The organism is Agrobacterium sp. CG160-95, assembly GCF_053521725.1.
Genome location: NZ_JBNWDU010000002.1, coordinates 267,122 through 283,951, shown reverse-complemented (window position 1 = coordinate 283,951; position 16,830 = coordinate 267,122). Strand labels below are relative to the sequence as shown.

21 protein-coding genes are annotated in these 16,830 nt (G+C 59.3%); 9 read left to right on the top strand and 12 right to left on the bottom strand.

The window, feature by feature from the left end; all coding sequences use genetic code 11:
- Positions 1-87: 87 nt before the first annotated feature.
- Positions 88-885, top strand: coding sequence for a lysophospholipid acyltransferase family protein (locus tag ACQZ63_RS07990; protein ID WP_025595414.1), 798 nt, complete (start codon positions 88-90; stop codon positions 883-885).
- Here ACQZ63_RS07990 and ACQZ63_RS07985 read toward each other — a convergent pair.
- Complete coding sequence (locus ACQZ63_RS07985) at positions 882-1,409, bottom strand: gamma-glutamylcyclotransferase (protein ID WP_113555476.1); 528 nt, start codon at positions 1,407-1,409, stop codon at positions 882-884. The two genes, ACQZ63_RS07990 and ACQZ63_RS07985, sit on opposite strands and share 4 nt — an antisense overlap.
- A 49-nt stretch (positions 1,410-1,458) precedes the next feature.
- Between ACQZ63_RS07985 and ACQZ63_RS07980 the strand changes: the two genes are divergently transcribed.
- Positions 1,459-2,460, top strand: coding sequence for a DUF2125 domain-containing protein (locus tag ACQZ63_RS07980; RefSeq protein WP_013761789.1), 1,002 nt, complete (start codon positions 1,459-1,461; stop codon positions 2,458-2,460).
- Here ACQZ63_RS07980 and ACQZ63_RS07975 read toward each other — a convergent pair.
- From ACQZ63_RS07975 to ACQZ63_RS07960, 4 genes are all read right to left on the bottom strand, one after another.
- On the bottom strand, positions 2,457-2,876 hold the full coding sequence (locus ACQZ63_RS07975; RefSeq protein ID WP_013761790.1) for a GNAT family N-acetyltransferase: 420 nt from the start codon (positions 2,874-2,876) through the stop codon (positions 2,457-2,459). The genes ACQZ63_RS07980 and ACQZ63_RS07975 overlap by 4 nt on opposite strands.
- 9 nt (positions 2,877-2,885) lie before the next feature.
- Positions 2,886-3,815, bottom strand: a complete 930-nt coding sequence (locus ACQZ63_RS07970) for a prephenate/arogenate dehydrogenase family protein (protein ID WP_003511341.1) — start codon at positions 3,813-3,815, stop codon at positions 2,886-2,888.
- The gene (gene hisC / locus ACQZ63_RS07965; protein ID WP_019564874.1) at positions 3,815-4,921 is read right to left on the bottom strand and encodes a histidinol-phosphate transaminase; all 1,107 of its coding nucleotides are present in this window, start codon (positions 4,919-4,921) and stop codon (positions 3,815-3,817) included. The genes ACQZ63_RS07970 and hisC overlap by 1 nt, the downstream gene beginning before the upstream one ends.
- Positions 4,922-5,005: 84 nt before the next feature.
- Entirely contained in the window at positions 5,006-5,767 is a 762-nt protein-coding gene (locus tag ACQZ63_RS07960; protein WP_111795480.1) for a class I SAM-dependent methyltransferase, read from the bottom strand.
- A gap of 107 nt (positions 5,768-5,874) precedes the next feature.
- On the opposite strand from ACQZ63_RS07960, the gene gloB reads away from it, so the two are divergent.
- A complete protein-coding gene (gene gloB / locus ACQZ63_RS07955; protein ID WP_003511345.1) occupies positions 5,875-6,645 on the top strand; it encodes a hydroxyacylglutathione hydrolase in 771 nt (256 codons plus the stop codon).
- Positions 6,645-7,085 (top strand): cupin domain-containing protein, encoded by a 441-nt coding sequence (locus ACQZ63_RS07950; protein WP_013761794.1) that lies wholly within the window; start codon positions 6,645-6,647, stop codon positions 7,083-7,085. The genes gloB and ACQZ63_RS07950 overlap by 1 nt, the downstream gene beginning before the upstream one ends.
- A 5-nt stretch (positions 7,086-7,090) precedes the next feature.
- On the opposite strand, the gene ACQZ63_RS07945 is transcribed toward ACQZ63_RS07950, so the two are convergent.
- Complete coding sequence (locus ACQZ63_RS07945) at positions 7,091-7,864, bottom strand: DUF3108 domain-containing protein (RefSeq protein WP_013761795.1); 774 nt, start codon at positions 7,862-7,864, stop codon at positions 7,091-7,093.
- A 251-nt stretch (positions 7,865-8,115) separates the two neighbouring features.
- On the opposite strand from ACQZ63_RS07945, the gene rpmB reads away from it, so the two are divergent.
- The 3 genes from rpmB (at position 8,116) to ACQZ63_RS07930 (ending at position 9,604) form a co-directional block, all read left to right on the top strand.
- On the top strand, positions 8,116-8,406 hold the full coding sequence (gene rpmB / locus ACQZ63_RS07940) for a 50S ribosomal protein L28 (RefSeq protein WP_003509888.1): 291 nt from the start codon (positions 8,116-8,118) through the stop codon (positions 8,404-8,406).
- Positions 8,407-8,517: 111 nt separating this feature from the next.
- Complete coding sequence (locus ACQZ63_RS07935; protein ID WP_003511348.1) at positions 8,518-9,156, top strand: queuosine precursor transporter; 639 nt, start codon at positions 8,518-8,520, stop codon at positions 9,154-9,156.
- Positions 9,157-9,271: 115 nt separating this feature from the next.
- The gene (locus tag ACQZ63_RS07930; RefSeq protein ID WP_113555441.1) at positions 9,272-9,604 is read left to right on the top strand and encodes a pentapeptide repeat-containing protein; all 333 of its coding nucleotides are present in this window, start codon (positions 9,272-9,274) and stop codon (positions 9,602-9,604) included.
- 4 nt (positions 9,605-9,608) lie between these two features.
- On the opposite strand, the gene ACQZ63_RS07925 is transcribed toward ACQZ63_RS07930, so the two are convergent.
- The 4 genes from ACQZ63_RS07925 to ACQZ63_RS07910 form a co-directional block, all read right to left on the bottom strand.
- Positions 9,609-10,634 carry an esterase-like activity of phytase family protein gene (locus tag ACQZ63_RS07925; RefSeq protein ID WP_113555442.1) on the bottom strand — a complete coding sequence of 342 codons (1,026 nt, stop codon included), beginning with the start codon at positions 10,632-10,634 and terminating at the stop codon, positions 9,609-9,611.
- Entirely contained in the window at positions 10,624-12,525 is a 1,902-nt protein-coding gene (cobT, locus tag ACQZ63_RS07920) for a cobaltochelatase subunit CobT (protein ID WP_013761798.1), read from the bottom strand. The genes ACQZ63_RS07925 and cobT overlap by 11 nt, the downstream gene beginning before the upstream one ends.
- 107 nt (positions 12,526-12,632) lie before the next feature.
- On the bottom strand, positions 12,633-13,622 hold the full coding sequence (gene cobS, locus ACQZ63_RS07915) for a cobaltochelatase subunit CobS (RefSeq protein WP_003511352.1): 990 nt from the start codon (positions 13,620-13,622) through the stop codon (positions 12,633-12,635).
- 68 nt (positions 13,623-13,690) lie between these two features.
- Positions 13,691-14,329, bottom strand: coding sequence for a J domain-containing protein (locus ACQZ63_RS07910; RefSeq protein ID WP_013761799.1), 639 nt, complete (start codon positions 14,327-14,329; stop codon positions 13,691-13,693).
- A gap of 115 nt (positions 14,330-14,444) precedes the next feature.
- Between ACQZ63_RS07910 and ACQZ63_RS07905 the strand changes: the two genes are divergently transcribed.
- Positions 14,445-14,726, top strand: coding sequence for a BolA family protein (locus ACQZ63_RS07905; protein WP_019564879.1), 282 nt, complete (start codon positions 14,445-14,447; stop codon positions 14,724-14,726).
- Positions 14,727-14,745: 19 nt separating this feature from the next.
- On the opposite strand, the gene aroB is transcribed toward ACQZ63_RS07905, so the two are convergent.
- Together aroB and ACQZ63_RS07895 are read right to left on the bottom strand one after the other, a co-directional pair.
- The gene (gene aroB, locus ACQZ63_RS07900) at positions 14,746-15,879 is read right to left on the bottom strand and encodes a 3-dehydroquinate synthase (RefSeq protein ID WP_035199634.1); all 1,134 of its coding nucleotides are present in this window, start codon (positions 15,877-15,879) and stop codon (positions 14,746-14,748) included.
- A gap of 5 nt (positions 15,880-15,884) precedes the next feature.
- Positions 15,885-16,466, bottom strand: coding sequence for a shikimate kinase (locus tag ACQZ63_RS07895; RefSeq protein ID WP_003511357.1), 582 nt, complete (start codon positions 16,464-16,466; stop codon positions 15,885-15,887).
- Positions 16,467-16,654: 188 nt separating this feature from the next.
- On the opposite strand from ACQZ63_RS07895, the gene ACQZ63_RS07890 reads away from it, so the two are divergent.
- Positions 16,655-16,828 (top strand): hypothetical protein, encoded by a 174-nt coding sequence (locus tag ACQZ63_RS07890; protein ID WP_003511358.1) that lies wholly within the window; start codon positions 16,655-16,657, stop codon positions 16,826-16,828.
- The last annotated feature ends 2 nt before the right edge of the window (positions 16,829-16,830 follow it).

Here is a 16,830-nt window from a genome sequence, read left to right as displayed (position 1 = left end):
CTTGTTTTCGTGTAGGCGTCTGGCATCGGCATCCGGCATCGAGGCGCGCCTGAGCTTCGGAACGGCTGCAACCCGGGAATTCTGTCGATGCTCAAGCTGCGCTCTTTTCTTTTCAATACGCTGTTTTATCTCAATCTGATTGTCCGCATGATCGTGCTCACGCCGATCTATTTCATCCTGCCGCGCAGAATAGCCTATGAAATCCCCAAGAACTGGGCGCGATCCAACCATTGGCTGATGAAGACCATTGTCGGCACCACCTTCGAGATCGAGGGGCTGGAAAACATTCCCGAAACCGGCTGTATCTTCGCCCCCAAACACCAGTCCTTCTGGGACACCTATGCGCTGCTGCCCAACCTTCCCGATCCGGTCTATATTCTGAAGCGCGAGCTTTTGTGGATCCCGCTGTTCGGCTGGTATGCGATGAAGCAGCGCATGATCCCGGTCAACCGCGCCGCGCGCGGCAAGGTGATGCTAAAGGTCATGGAGCGGGCGAGAGAGGAGATGGCGGCTGGCCGCGAACTCATAATCTATCCCGAAGGCACACGCCGGCCACCGGGCGCTGAGCCCGAATATCGTTATGGCATCGCACGTCTTTACCGCGACCTCAAAGTCCCCGTCATTCCGGTCGCCATGCATCCCGGCCTCTTCTGGCCACGCCGCTCGACAATGCGTTATCCCGGCCATTTCAAGGTGCGGATCTTGCCGGCCATCGAGCCGGGACTGGACCCGGACGTGTTTTTCAAGACATTGATCGAGGTGACGGAAAAGGCGAGCGACGAGTTGCTGCTGGAGACCGCGCGCAACAATCCGCACCTGCCGCTGCCACCGACCGCCGTGAAGCGTATCGCAGAACTTCAGGGGCAAGACACTCCCGCCGGCTAAACCGCGATCGTGCCGACACTGGCGGCAATGCTTTCCAGCAGCGTGTCGCGAATACCCATATCCTGCAGATGCTGCACGGTATTGAAGACGTAATCGGCATTCGGGCCGGACCGGCCCGATGCGGCAGCCACGATTGTAGCCGCTTCCGCGACACCCAGACCACCAATATACTGCTCGTGGGCGGGATCGGCCACATAGGTCACGGCACTGCCGCGCGTGCCATCGGCGAGCGCAATGGCAACGACGCGTTCCTTGTAGACATTCGTTACCAGCTCGCGCTCGCGCAGATAGGCCATGACCGAACCATGGTCCGCTCCGCGCACGCGAAAGGCAACGCCGAGGCAGGAGCCGCCGCGCTCCAGACCGAGAACAAGGCCGGGCTTCTCCTCAGTGCCGCGGTACACATTTGAACTGATGCAGAGGGAGCGTCGATAACCGTGCAGCCGCGCCTGCTGCCTTTCCTCAAAGGCAAAGCCCGGGTTCCACATCAACGAACCGTAGCCAAAGACCCAAAAATCGTCCATATCCCAAGCCAAATCGAATTTATCTGAAGTCTGTTCATCGGAGATCAATATGGCATCGTCAAGCCAATCCGGCACGGTCAAAAAATTCCTCTGGCTTGGTATCGCCGTCGTGCTGGTTATCGGACTTTACACGGCCGGGTGGTTTTATGCCGCCGACAAGCTGAAGCAGACAGTTCTGAACGTCATCTCGCCTTCGCAGGCCAGAAACGTCAGCGGCGAATGCGGCGACATTGCGTTCAAGGGTTATCCGTTCCGCATCGGCCTTTTCTGCTCCAAGGTAACGGTGGACGACAAGCAGAATGGCGTTTCAGCCTCGTTCGGAGAATTGCGTTCCGCAGCGCAAGTCTACAATCCCGGCCACATTGTCTGGGAACTGGATGCACCGGCTGAAATCCGTACCGCGCACGGCCTGACGGTTTCAGCCCTCTGGCAGAACATGCAGTCGAGCATCGTCACCAAGCTTAGGGGTATCGACCGTACCTCGCTTGTCATCGACGGCCTGAAGGCTCAGGCGGTTTCCACCGTTACCGGCCAGACGATCGATTTCGATGCCGCCAAGACGGAAATGCATCTGCGCCAGAACGGCGCCGATCTAGACGGCGCGATAACGTTGACCGACTCGTCAACCGTCATCAAGGATTGGCCGCAACTTCTGCCGCGCCTCAACGCCATCGCCGATGTCACCCTTGCCGGCAAGGCGGGTATGGTAGACGGCAGCGATACGGCCGGGCTTTACGGTGCGAGCGGCGAGCTTCGCCGGCTGGTCGCTGATATCGGCGAAGGCCGCACCATGCGTATCAGCGGCCCTTTCTCCTTCGATAATGAGGGCTATCTCTCCGGCCAGTTCAAGCTGGAGATCGAAAAGCTCGACGCCTGGTCGGACAATGCCAAGCAGGCGTTTCCGCAGCTGCAATCCACCATCGATACCGCCCGCAAAATGCTCCGCGCACTCGCCGGCGGCGGCGACAGGGCGTCCGTCGACCTCGTGGTGGATCGCGGCCGCGCCACCGTCAGCGGTTTCATTCCGCTGGGGAAGATCCCGCCGATTTAACAGAGAGCTTTTGTAAAAAACACCTCAGCGGCATCCTGAATTTTTGAAAGATGCAGGATGCCGGCTTCTTTGTATCCATTGCGACGATGCCACATCTGCGGTTCCCGCTCGTCCTGCTGGCTGGACGTCATCACCAGTGAGGCACCCTGCTCACGCATCAGAGTTTCCCAAAAAACTGTAAGCGTTGCGCCGACGCCATGTCCCCGAAACTCGGGAACGACGCGGATCATGTCCATGTAGGGGATCTTACCCCAGAACATCGAGAACCGCAGAAAACCGACTAGAATCGTATCTTCTTTCGCGACGAGATATTCGCGGCGTCCGACGCAACGCCGCAACCAATCCTCATCGATCCATTTGTCTTCCCGCAGCAGCCATTCGATATCGTCATCCGTCGCCGCCGATATCAATATCACTTCAGCGCCCTACTTCTTCTGATCCAGCGCGTGACGCCCAAAGTCAGGCGTATCGACGTCCTGACCGGCCTCGATGATGGAGCGGCGGATGGAGCGTGTGCGGGAAAACAGTTCGAACAACTTGTCGCCCTCCCCCCAGCGGATCGCCCTTTGCAGCGAAGCAAGGTCTTCCGAGAACCGTGCCAGCATTTCGAGGATGGCATCCTTGTTGTGCAGGCAGACATCGCGCCACATGGTGGGGTCCGAGGCGGCGAGACGCGTGAAATCTCGGAAGCCGGAAGCGGAATATTTGATGACTTCCGACTCGGTTACCGTCTCCAGATCGTCCGCCGTGCCGACGATGTTGTAGGCGATGATGTGCGGCAGATGCGAGACGATCGCCAGAACCTTGTCGTGGTGTTCGGCATCCATTTCATCCACACGCGAGCCGAGCGCCCGCCAGAAATCCTTGAGCCTTTCCAGCGCCTCCGCATCCGTGCCCGGCAGCGGCGTGAAGATGCACCAGCGCTCGCGGAAAAGACCGGAAAAACCGGCATCCGGGCCAGATTTTTCCGTACCCGCCAGCGGATGTCCAGGAATGAAATGCACATTGTCAGGCATATGCGGCGCCATCTGCGCGATGACAGAGGCCTTGGTAGAGCCGACATCGGTGACGATGGCGCCGGGCTTCAGATGCGGCGCGATCTGCTCGGCAACCGCCCCGGATGAACCGACCGGCACTGAAACGATCACAAGATCAGCATCCCTGACCGCCTGCGCGGCGGATGTCGTATACTCGCTTCCAAGCGCCAGTTCCTCTGCCCGCTTCAGCGTTTCCGCGCTGCGGGTGGAAATCGTGACATGCCGGGCAAGACCCAGTTCCTTGATGTCGCGCGCAATGGACGAGCCGATCAGGCCGATGCCAACAAGCGCGATGCGCTCAAACATGATCTCGCCCATTACGCCTGCCCCATGAACTCGGTGAGCGCGGCGATGACGCCAAGATTGGCTTCTTCCGAACCAACCGTCATACGCAAGGCATTGGGGAAACCGTAACCGCGCACGGCACGCAGGATATAACCGCGGCGGCTCAGGAACTCGTCCGCATCTGGTGCACGCTTGCCATCCTGGTCCGGGAAATGGATGAGGACAAAGTTGGTGACTGATGGCGTGACCTTGAGGCCGAGACTGGTGAAGACCGTCGTGAGTTTCTCCAGCCAGAGCGTGTTGTGAGAGATCGCCTTTTCCAGGAATGCCTGATCGCGGATGGCCGCGGCACCCGCTGCGATCGCCGGCGCGCTCATGTTGAACGGACCACGCACCCGGTTCAGCGCATCAATGATGGCGGCCGGACCATACATCCAGCCGACGCGCAGTGCGGCCAGACCGTAAACCTTGGAGAAGGTGCGCGTCATGACCACGTTGCGGTTCCCAGACACCAGCTCGAGACCGGCCTCGTAGTCGTTCTTGCGTACATATTCGGCATAAGCCGCATCAAGCACGAGCACGACATGTTTCGGCAGACCAGCCTGAAGGCGGCGGATTTCCGCGACCGGAACATAGGTGCCGGTGGGATTGCCGGGATTGGCGATGAAAACCATCTTCGTCCTTGGCGTGACGGCGGCGAGAATGGCGTCCACATCAACGGCGCAATCCTTTTCCTTCACCGTCACCGGCGTTGCGCCCGCACCCATGATCTGGATCTTGTAGACGAGGAAACCGTGTTCGGTGATGATCGCCTCATCGCCCGTACCCAGATAGACGTGGCAGAGCAGGCCAAGAAGCTCATCCGAGCCGTTACCGCACATGATATTCGCTATGTTGAGGCCATGCACGTCTGCAATCGCCTGACGCAGCGCAATCGCCTGTCCGTCGGGATAGATTTCCAGATGGCTGGCGGTGGCGGCGAATGCCTCGATCGCCTTCGGGCTTGGCCCGAGCGGCGTTTCGTTGGAGGAAAGCTTATAAACCTTCGCGACGCCATCCACATGTTCCTTGCCGGGAACATAAGCGGCGATATCCAGAATACCCGGACGCGGAAGAGGTTGGCTAAGCTCTGCACTCATTTGATCGACCTTCGGAAATGCGCCGGGGAGCCCGGCAAAAGCAATGCCGGAGGCATTAGACCGGAATGGCCCCTTTGTCGAGGGTCAGCGCGGCTTTCCGTGCTTTGCGGCGGTGCGGGTGGTGGGCACACCCTGAGGCGCCAGGACCGGCACGAAAACCCGGCGTGAGGCGCGCTGGGTAACGGGCAATCCCTGATAGAGACGTTTCTGTGCCTCAACCACGATAACGCCGGAAAACAGCGGCCAGAGCCTGCGGCCGGTAAGCTCAAGGTATCGGCGGAATTTCAGTACCGGGCGGCTGGTGGTGGGCGGAAAGAAAAGCGCTTCGGCGCTTGCCCCCGGCGTAAAATTGGTCTCGCGCAGAAGCGCCGTCAACTGCCCGCGCGAATAGGGCCGGCCCGAGCCGAAAGGTGTATGTTCCATGCGTGCCCAGACCCCACGCCTGTTCGGCACCACGATCACCAGACGCCCGCCGGGCGCGAGCACCCGCCAGAGTTCTTTCAGGGTTTCGCGCGGATTTTCGGCAAATTCCAGAGCATGCACCATCAACACCCGGTCTATCGACGAATCGGGTAGCGGCAGCTCCTCGTCAAACACCAGCGCCGTGGAGGAAAGCTCGCCTGCCGGCCAGTTCACCGCTCCCTGCCCCGCCGGCATGAAGGCAAAGGTGCGCTCCGTGTCATGACGGAACCGCTCCAGAAACGGCACGGCGTAACCGAGGCCGACCAGCCTTTCCTCCGGCAAAGGCGGCCAGAGCGTTGAAAGCGCCATGGTGATCGCCTGCTCGGCCGAGCGGCCTAGCGGGGAATGATAGAATTCGCGCAGATCGACGATATCGGTGTTCATGGGCGAGAATGTAGCATCAGGCGGTTGGACTTCAAGGCGTCTGCGCCTACATTGAAATTCAGGCGGACAAATGCGCCGGCTAAGGCCGGCAAATGGAGAGGACCACGATGAAACCTTTGGAAATAGACGTCTTTCTTTGCCGCAGTGATAATTTTGGCGTTCTGCTGCACGATCCAGAAAGCGGGGCGACTGCCGCGATCGATGCGCCGGAGGAAGGCCCCATCCTGCAGGCTCTTCATGGGCATGGCTGGAAGCTCACACATATCTTCACCACCCATCACCATCAGGACCATGTGGAAGCCAATCTGGCGCTGAAGGACAAATTCCAGTGCGAAATACATGGCCCACATGATGAGGCGATTGCGATCCCCGGTCTCGACCGTTCCCAGGCCGATGGCGACGAGTTCGAATTTGCCGGACGGCGCGTTCAGGTCATTGCCACACCCGGTCATACGGCGGGGCATATCTGCTACTACCTTCCCGATGACGGCCTGCTGTTTGCCGCCGATACGCTTTTCGCCATGGGTTGCGGTCGCCTGTTCGAACGTACGGCAACAGATATGTGGCACTCTTTCCAGAAGTTAATGGCGCTGCCGGATGACACGAAAGTCTATTTCGGCCACGAATATACACTTTCGAATGCCCGTTTCGCGCTCACCGTCGATCCTGATAACGCGGCTCTAATCGAGCGCGCCGAAAGCGTCGAAAAGGCGCGGCAGGCGAATGAATTCACCATTCCCACCACCATCGGGCTGGAAAAACAGACCAACCCTTATATGCGGGTGGCCGATGCCGGCATCCGCAGTCATCTTGGCCTTGAAGGCGCAACCGATGCCGAAGTCTTTGCCGAAATCCGCACACGCAAGGACAATTTCTGATGGGCGCCGATCTGTCTTCGGCAGCGATCATTCGCGAACTGGAACTGGAGCCGCACCCCGAGGGCGGCTTTTACCACCAGACATTTCGCGACAAGGCAGGTGGTGAGCGCGGCCATTCGACGGCGATCTATTATCTTCTGGAAAAGGGGACGCGCTCTCACTGGCATCGCGTCACCGATGCGGTGGAGGTCTGGCACTATTATGCCGGCGCTCCGATCACCCTGCATCTTTCCGAAGATGGCAGGGAGGTACAGACCTTTACCCTCGGCCCCGACATTCTGGAAGGCGAGCGCCCGCAGGTGATCGTACCTGCCAATTGCTGGCAATCGGCAGAAAGCCTCGGCGACTTCACCCTCGTCGGCTGCACCGTCTCGCCGGGTTTCGCCTTTTCAAGCTTCGTGATGGCCGAACCCGGCTGGTCGCCGGGTGATACCCCGTAACTGCATCAACCGCCGTATTTGGTGGCGGTGATGTAGACTTGGCCTACCCGCGTCGGAATGACGGCGTAGACCGGGGCATAGACATCCATATTGTCGGATTTGGCAAACCAGATCTCCATGGAAATGGATTTCAGGTATTCGATATCCTTGCGCCCCTGGCGATAACCCGACTTCGGCACGTAACGCGCCTTGCAGACCACGGCATCGCCGCTGAAGCCATTCGTCTTGAAGGGCTTGGTGCCGCTGGGGCTCAACACCAGATCCAGCCGCGATTCGCCGTCATAGATCGGCAGGCGCGACGGGCAGATGCGGCCGCCGGCGGGAATGATGAGGCCGGAGATTGGATCGAGGACGGAGCGTAGGTCGCCGTCCTTCACATTCACCCAATTGTCCGGCCGCGCCTTCGGCTCCGGTTTCACCGTCGTCGATGTGACGTTGCCGTTACGATAGACCACATCATAGGTCCGCACCCGCTTGCCGTCCTTGTAAACAAGCGAATATGTGTTCGCCTGCAGCCGATGGCCGCGTTTGGCACCCGAAATCGTCGTCTTGCCGGAAATATCCGCCAGAACGCTTGCAAGCCCTGCTGAGCTGAAGGAACCGGAAATCGAATAGTTCGGGCCGTTCATGCGAGTCGAAAAACTTGCCTTGGCAATTGGCAGAATACCGAGATTGATGCTGTATTCGCTTGTATGGCGGGCTTCGGCGGCGAGCGAGGGAGATACGCCTGCAAACGCCATTGTCACAGCCATGAAAATGCTTTTTCCTCTGGCAATCATTTGGATATCACCTTAAAAGAGGCGCGGAAGCGGCCTTATGGGGCGATCATATACGCCGACTTGTGGCAATAAAAAAGCGGATGCCGGTTGAAAACGCCGGAATTTCCTTTCATTTGCTCGCGAGCGGCTTGACTGTTAAGTCCCGTCTGACTATAGAACCGCAACTTTCCAATCATGGCCAGTTGGATTGCCACCACGGTTTTGCCGGTGGCGAGCCAGTGGTGAAACAGACAAACGAAATAGGTGTACCCATGTCCCGTGTATGCGAATTGACCGGCAAGGGCGTCCAGACGGGCAACAACGTCAGCCACGCCAACAACAAGACCAAGCGCCGGTTCCTTCCGAACCTCTGCCAGGTTACGTTGATCTCCGATGCTCTCGGCCAGCGTTTCCGCCTGCGTGTTTCCGCAGCAGCTCTGCGCTCCGTTGAACATCGTGGCGGCCTCGATGCCTTCCTTCTGAAGTCCGGCGAAAACGAACTGAGCATGCGCGCTCGTCTCCTGCGCCGCCAGATCGCAAAGAAGACGGCCGAAGCTGCTTAATTAGCGGTTTCGACATCACTGATATTCAGAAGGCTTGAATGGCTTTTGCCGCTCAAGCCTTTTGCTTGTTCTAATTCGGCTCCAACTGGTGGCATCACCCAGGATAAAAAAATGCCCTACCTGCGCTACACGCTCATTTACGTTCTGCTGATGACACTGGTGGTCGTCGCGTCCAATATTCTGGTGCAATACCCGCTTTCCGGATCGCTGTTCGGTGTCAATCTCGGCGATCTTTTGACCTGGGGTGCCTTTACCTATCCGGTCGCCTTCCTCGTCACAGACCTTACAAACCGCCAGTTCGGCCCGTCAGTCGCGCGCCGCGTCGTACTTGCCGGTTTTATTGTTGGCGTCACACTGTCCTTCTGGACCTCGATCCCGCGTATCGCCGTTGCCTCCGGCACCGCCTATCTGATTGGCCAGCTGCTCGATATTTCCGTCTTCAACCGCCTGCGCCGCCAGCGCTGGTGGCACGCACCTCTTGCCGGCTCCATGCTGGGTTCGGTGCTGGATACCGCGCTGTTCTTCTCCATCGCCTTTGCTGCGAGTTTCTCCTTCGTCGGTCCCAACGATGCCTTCGCCATTGAAAATGCCCCCGTGCTCGGCATCTTCGCTCTGGAGGCACCGCGCTGGATTTCCTGGGCGCTCGGCGACCTCTCGGTGAAGATCCTCGTCGGCCTCGTGATGCTCCTGCCCTACGGCGCACTGATGAACACGCTGAAGCCGATGCCAAAGGTCGCCAAATCGGGCTGACACCATTGTCATCCAGGTTTAAGGCTGGGGTGGGAGCGTGGATCGAATCGCGCTTGCAAACCAGCCGACTGCGTTGCAGTCTGCGGTCCGTGGCACAGCTCAGAGGCAGGCAGATATGCAGATCAATGACGTTATCGATATTGTGGAGGCCGCCAGCGCCACGCTTTCAGGCTCCACCTTCAACGACGTCAATCTGTCGGGTACGGTGTTCAACGACGTCAATCTCGCCGGAACCAGCTTCAACCAGATCAACTTTTCCGGCGCGTCATTTACTGACAGCAACATGTCCGGCTGGTCGATCGACGACGTTAATCTTTCCGGTCTGAAACTGAGCAACGCCAACCTGTCCGGCGCGCAGATAACAGGATGCCGAATGACAGGGATGAAGATCGACGGCATTCCCGTCGAGGAGCTGATGGCTGCCTACAAGGCGGCGCAGCAGGTGTGAACCTTCACTCCACCAGCTTGAACTCCAGCATCAGATTGCGCTGGAGAAATGAGTGATTGTCATCGGAAACGATGATGAGGCGTGTGGAACCATCAGGCCCCTTCACCACATCCATGCCTTCCATATTATCGATCTGGTAGACCATGCCTGCTTCCAGCAGGATTTCGCCATCCACCACCGCGCCTGGCCTGATATCGGCAGCCTTGATGCGGCGGATGCGCATCCCCACCCCTTCAGCGAAATTGAAGCGGCGCTCCAGAAGCAGCAGGTCGCCATTGGGCAGGAACGCGCCGTCCGTCACGTCGAATGAGGGGTGATGGGTGACCGCGAATGTGCCCTTCAACGGGCCTTCCAGTATGGCGGCGAGAAGATTGCCGTCGGCATCGATGCTTTTTTCAGCCACCACGACAAGGGCACCGGCAAGCGGCGAATCGGCCGGCGAGACCGCAAGGGCCTCCATGCCGCCATTGTGGCGCAGTTCGCTGTTGGGAATGAGATGAGGCAGGCGGCTGAGCGGCTTTGATGTCTCGAACCCCGGATCGGGATAGGCATCGATCCTGTGCCGCTGCTCGTAGCTGACGAATACCTTGCCATCCCGCAGCGCCAGACCTTCCGCATCCATTTCCATCTTGCGGGAAGGTTCACGGCCGCTGGCATCCAGCATGGCAGTGATACGCACGTCAACCAACCCGGACAGCGCGCCCGACGGGCCGCGTGCGATCTTGCCCGTGAGCCAGTGGCCGGTATCCAGCACGGCAACGAATTCCTGCCCGTTTGGGCGAAAGCGGATGGAGGATATGGCACCGAATAGTTTTTCCGGCGTGCTCATCACCATGCCGCCGATAAATTCCAGCTTGCCGAAACGCCTGGCGCTGGTGCCAACCTCGAAGCCTGACAACAGACGAACGCTGACCGGAACATCGATGGTCGACGCGCCGATCGGAACCGGAACAAGCGCTGCGACCGCAAGAACTGCAGCTACCGCCAGCGATTTAAAGGAAAGAAAAGCCCGGCCCCGCTTATCCCGCACGGCGAACCTTGCGGGACGAGCTGGCGGTATTGGTATCCTCGAAGAGAGCAGCAAGCTGTTCGGTCATCGCGCCAGCCAGTTCGTCCGCATCCACGATCGTCACGGCGCGACGGTAATAACGCGTCACATCATGGCCGATACCGATCGCCAGAAGCTCCACCGGCGAACGTGTCTCGATCTGTTCGATAACGGCGCGCAGGTGCCGCTCCAGATAATTGCCCGCATTGACCGACAGCGTCGAATCGTCCACCGGCGCACCGTCCGAAATCATCATCATGATCTTGCGCTGCTCGGGGCGGCCGATGAGGCGGTTATGCGCCCACATCAGCGCTTCGCCGTCAATGTTTTCCTTCAGCAGGCCTTCACGCATCATCAGGCCAAGATTGCGCCGCGCACGCCGCCAGGGTGCATCCGCCGACTTGTAGATGATATGGCGCAAATCATTGAGCCGACCCGGCGAACCGGGTTTGCCGCTGGCCAGCCATTGCTCGCGCGACTGACCGCCCTTCCACGCCTTGGTGGTGAAGCCGAGAATCTCCACCTTCACACCCGACCGTTCCAGCGTACGCGCAAGAATATCGGCGCAGGTGGCCGCAACCGTGATCGGGCGGCCACGCATCGAACCCGAATTGTCGATGACGAGCGAAACCACCGTGTCGCGGAACTTGGTGTCGCGCTCCTTCTTGAAGGAGAGCGGCTGCATGGGATCGATGATAAGCCGCACGAGGCGAGCCGGATCGAGATAACCCTCTTCCAGATCGAAATCCCACGAACGGTTCTGCTGCGCCATCAGGCGGCGTTGCAGCCGGTTCGCCAGACGTCCGACGGCGCCCTGAAGATGGGCGAGCTGTTTGTCGAGAAACGCGCGCAAGCGGTCAAGCTCCGCCTCGTCGCACAGTTCCTCGGCGTGGATTTCCTCGTCGAATTCCTGGGTGAAGATGCGATAGTCGACCTTCTCGTTGAAATCGTCGAAGGGGCTGTTGGGGCGGCGGGTCTCGCCGGGCGTCTCGGAATCCTCATCGAGATCGTCGGACATTTCCTCGTCCGACATCTCGGCGCCGTCCATCTCGCCTTCTTCCATCTCCTCCTGCGAGGCCTCGCTTTCATCAGCGGGCGTCGCATCGGAACCGGCTTCTTCCTCGACCTGTTCTTCTTCGGTCTCGTTAGTGCGCGGCTGCTCCTCGTCGGATTCTGCCTCCTGGCTTTCCGGCTCGTTATCGTCGTCGCCGAATTCCTCCGCCATCTGCATGGAGGTCAGCATCTTGCGCACCAGCCGCGAAAAAGCCTTCTGGTCGCCAATCACCTTGGAAAGGTCGCTCAGGTCGCCGGCGGCCTTGTCCTCGATGAAGTCGCGCCACAGGTCGAGAACCTTGCCGGCACTGGCCGGTGGCTTTTCGCCGGTCAGCTTCTCGCGCACCAAAAGGGCGACGGCTTCGGCAAGCGGTGCATCGTCCTTCGTGTTGATGCCCGAAAAATTCGCCTTGGCATATTTTTCCGTGTTCATGGCCTGAATGTTGGAGGCCATGCCCGGCATGCGCAGTGCACCGATGGATTCTACCCGCGCCTGCTCAACAGCGTCAAAGATCAACCGCGCCTCGGCACCCTGCGGCGACATCACCGCATGGGTGTCAGCGTCATGGCAGGCAAGGCGAAGCGCCATGGAATCGCCAAGGCCACGGGTGACGGCGATTTCCTGCGCGGTGGGTTTCTTGGAAATTTCCGGCAGGCGCATGCGCTCTCCGGCAAGGCCAGGCCGCTCATTGGCGAAAACGACCTCAACCTCTGCATCGCCGGCAACCGATCGCACACATCCGGCAATCGCCTGACGCAACGGTTCGGTATCGACCGCCGTACCCGGTTTTGCTCTGGAATTGTCGCCGCGCGCTGCCATTGTCTTTCCTGTCAGTTGTCGACGCTTCGGAGCCGCCAATCCAAGGATGCGCGGCCCGCCGGCGTCTTCAAGTCATCGGTGATATTCTCCGGACAAGCCGGGGAAGATCAGGCGCTGAGAACGATGTTCGCAGCACTTTCCTTCAGCTCGACGCCGAAAGCCCGCTGATATTGTTCGGCAACCAGCGTGCGCTCCAGTTCGTCGCACTTGTTGAGGAAGGTCACGCGGAACGCAAAGGCGAGATCGCCAAAGATTTCCGCATTTTCCGCCCAGGTAATGACGGTACGCGGGCTCATGACCGTGGAAAGGTCGCCATTGACGAAGGCCGAACGGGTAAGATCGGCCACACGCACCATCTTGGAGACGGTTTCGCGACCCTTCGGATTGTTGAGGCTCTTTACCTTTGCGGCAATGATGTTCACTTCCTGCTCATGCGGCAGGTAGTTCAGCGTGGTGACGATGGACCAGCGGTCCATCTGCGCCTGGTTGATCTGCTGCGTGCCGTGGTAAAGGCCCGTCGTGTCGCCGAGGCCGACCGTGTTGGCGGTCGCAAAAATGCGGAAGGCGGGGTGAGGACGGATAACGCGGCTCTGGTCGAGCAGCGTCAGGCGGCCCGAGGATTCCAGCACGCGCTGGATGACGAACATCACGTCCGGGCGACCGGCATCGTATTCGTCGAAGACCAGCGCGACATTGTGCTGGTAGGCCCAGGGCAAAATGCCGTCCTTGAATTCGGTGACCTGCTTGCCGTCTTTAAGAACGATGGCGTCCTTGCCGACGAGGTCGATACGGCTGACGTGGCTGTCAAGATTGACGCGCACGCAGGGCCAGTTCAGGCGGGCAGCTACCTGCTCAATATGGGTGGACTTGCCCGTGCCGTGAAAGCCGGAAACCATGACGCGTCGGTTGTGAGCAAAACCGGCAAGAATAGCGAGCGTCGTATCGCGGTCGAAAAGATAGTCGGGATCAAGGTCGGGCACATAGGCGTCGCCCTGCGAATAGGCGGGAACCCGCAGATCCGTATCAATGCCGAAAACCTCCCGCACGGACACCGTCGTGTCGGGCAGGTTGGAAATATCAAGGTCGATTTTGCTCATCACGTCTCCAAGGCGGGCGGCGGCCACCCGGCCACATCATCAATCAGGCGGTAAACACGAACGTTGGCTTAGCAGAAACCTGACTGCTTTAACAATTGATATGCTTGAACAACAGCCCGAAAACGTTCTTCCGAGCCGCGATCGCCACCATTAGCATCAGGATGGTGCTTTTTGACAAGCTCCTTATAGCGCCTTTTTATCTCTTCCTGCTTTGCACCCGCAGAAAGGCCGAGCGTATCGAAGGCTTTCGCCTCCAGCGTCTTCAACTTGCGGTCCTGCTGCAGGCGCTGGCCGCCGGCCTTTGCCCCGTTTGCAAAACCATTCGTGAAGCCAAAAGGATCGCGGATGCGGGCATTGGCCGCGCCCGCCGCGCCGGAACGCAGCGTGGAGTGCAGCGGGCTGTCGCGCGCAGTCTTGTTCACGCCAACCGTCCAGGTGGGACGATGGCCGGTGATCGCTTCCTTCTGGTAACGGGCGATCTCGGTGTCAGACAGGCCGGAGAAATAATTATAGCCCTTATTGTATTCCTTCACATGCTCGAAACAGAACAGGAAGAATTGCCCCTCGGCATTGCGGCCGACAGGTGCACGGTGAGCGCCCGGCTTGTCGCATCCGTCCCACTGGCAGGTCGGGGCCTGAACCTCAGGTTCCCTGTCCCTTTTTCTGCGTGTACGGATGCGGTCGAAATATTTCGAATCCAGTTTCATGATGCCCTGATTATGGGGTGCGAAAAGGCGCACAACAAGAATTGACAAAGCGGAATGTTGCAGGCTTTTAGGTAGCCCCTTTTAAAGACCAGCCAACAGGATTGGAGCCCATCGCATGTCCCTGCGAGAACGCATAGAAACAAAGCTTCGGCAGAGCTTTTCGCCGGAACGCCTGGTGGTGATCGATGAAAGCCAGATGCATGCCGGCCATCAGCCGGACATAACCGGCACCGGCGAGACGCATATGCGTGTTCAGATAGTGTCTGAAAGCTTCGCAGGCAAGTCACGCATTGAGCGCCACCGGGCGATCAATGCACTTTTGAAACCGGAACTCGACGCCGGGCTGCATGCCCTCGCCATCGAGGCGGCGGCGCCGGGGGAGCCGACGCGGTTCTAGGTAACGCGCGCCTTAAGCCTCAGCCGGGATGCTTTTCCGACAGGAAAGACTGCACCTCGGACGTCGCGACATCGTCGGCCACGAAGGACTGGCCGATGCCGTGAGTGAGGATGAAGGTGAGCTTGCCGCCCTTGACCTTCTTGTCCTGCGCAATTGCCGCCATCAGCATCTCGACCGGCGGCAGTTCACCTGGAATATCCTTCATTGACACTGGCAGACCAACCGCCTTGAGATGCGCTTTAACGCGCGCGGCATCATCAGGGCTTGCAAGGTTGAGGCGGGCGGAAAACTGGTGCGCCAGCACCATGCCGATGGCGACACCTTCGCCGTGCACCAGCCGCTTGCTGTCATAATTCGTTGCTGCCTCAAGCGCGTGGCCGAATGTGTGGCCGAGGTTCAGAAGGGCGCGTACGCCGTTTTCCTTCTCGTCGGCCACCACCACATCGGCCTTCGCCTGGCAGCTTGTGGCAATCGCCTGGATGCGGGCGGGACCGCCGGTGCGGATTTCATCCCAGTTCTTTTCCAGCCAGAAGAAGAAGTCCGGCTTGTCGATCAAGCCGTATTTCACCACCTCGGCGTAACCGGCGCGGAATTCGCGCTCGCTCAGCGTATCGAGCACCGCCGTATCGGCCAGCACCAGATCGGGCTGATGGAAAACGCCGACAAGGTTCTTGCCTTGGCGGGTATTGATGCCTGTCTTGCCGCCGACGGAGGAATCCACCTGCGACAGAAGCGAGGTCGGTATCTGCACGAAACGCACGCCGCGACGCACGATGCCCGCCGCAAAACCGGCGAGATCGCCGATAACACCGCCGCCAAGTGCAATCACCGCATCGTTGCGCTCCACCCGTGCGGAGAGAACGGCATCGCAAACAGTGACCAGATGTTCGAAGCTCTTGGTCTTCTCGCCTGCGGGCAAGGTCAGCGAAACGGCTTCGATGCCATCCGTCTGCAGGCCGTCCATCAGGCCTTCGAGGTAAAGCGGTGCAACATGCTCGTCAGTGATGATAGCGGCACGCCTGCCCTTCAGCCGCGACGAAATCTCGCCGCCCGCCCTGCCGATCAGGCCCGGTCCGATCAGAATGTCGTAAGCGCGCTCACCGAGCGGCACATGGACAAGACGTTCGTCGGTGTGGATTTCGGAAGGCGTCATGATGCTCAGTCTTTCTGTTCAAGGCCGGCGATGGCGGCCAGCACTTCGGTCACGATGATCTCCTTGCGGACATCGCGGGATTCGATGGTCAGATCCGCTTCCGCATAGATCGGATAACGTTTCTCCATCAGAGCCGCCAGCGTGGCCTTGGGGTTTTCGGTCTTGAGAAGCGGGCGATGATCGCGCTTGTTGACCCTTTCCCACAAAACCTCGATATCGGCCTTCAGCCACAGCGACACACTGCCGCGCGTGATGTGCCGGCGGGTATTGTCGTTGATGAAGGCGCCGCCGCCGGTAGAAATGACCTTGGGGCCACCACGCAGCAGCCGCTTGACGACCCGCGTTTCCAGCGCCCGGAACTCCTCCTCGCCATAGGTGGCGAAAAGTTCGGCTATCGTCATGCGGGAAACACGCTCGATTTCGACATCCGTGTCGATGAAGGAGACCTTGAGCTGCTGGGCGACCATGCGACCGATCGCGGACTTTCCAGCCCCCATCAGTCCGACAAAGACGACGTTGCGCCCGGCGAGCTTGGCCCGCGCTTGCTCCCCGAGTGTGACCGGGACAGATAAATTCTTTTCATTCATAAAATTGAAAGCCCGTTTGGCATGGATATCTGCAAATGTTTACGAAGCGTCAAGCCAAATTGCTGACTGAATTGCGTTGAATCACATTCATCGCCGCATGCGGCAGCAGCGGACTACCGCTTTTTGATCTTGTCGCCGCTTTCGCTGCACCGCATATACATTCAGACTGCCACCCTCACGGAGCCGCCATGCCAACCCTCTTCCGCTTCACGATGATACTGGCAACCATCGCGGGGCTGATCTATGGCGGCATGGTGCTGCTGGTCATGTTCGTCAAGCCCAATGATCGCGAGGTGACGGTGCGCATTCCTTCCGAGCGGCTGAACCCGCCGTCGGCGGAGCCGGCAAGGCGCACCCCATGAGT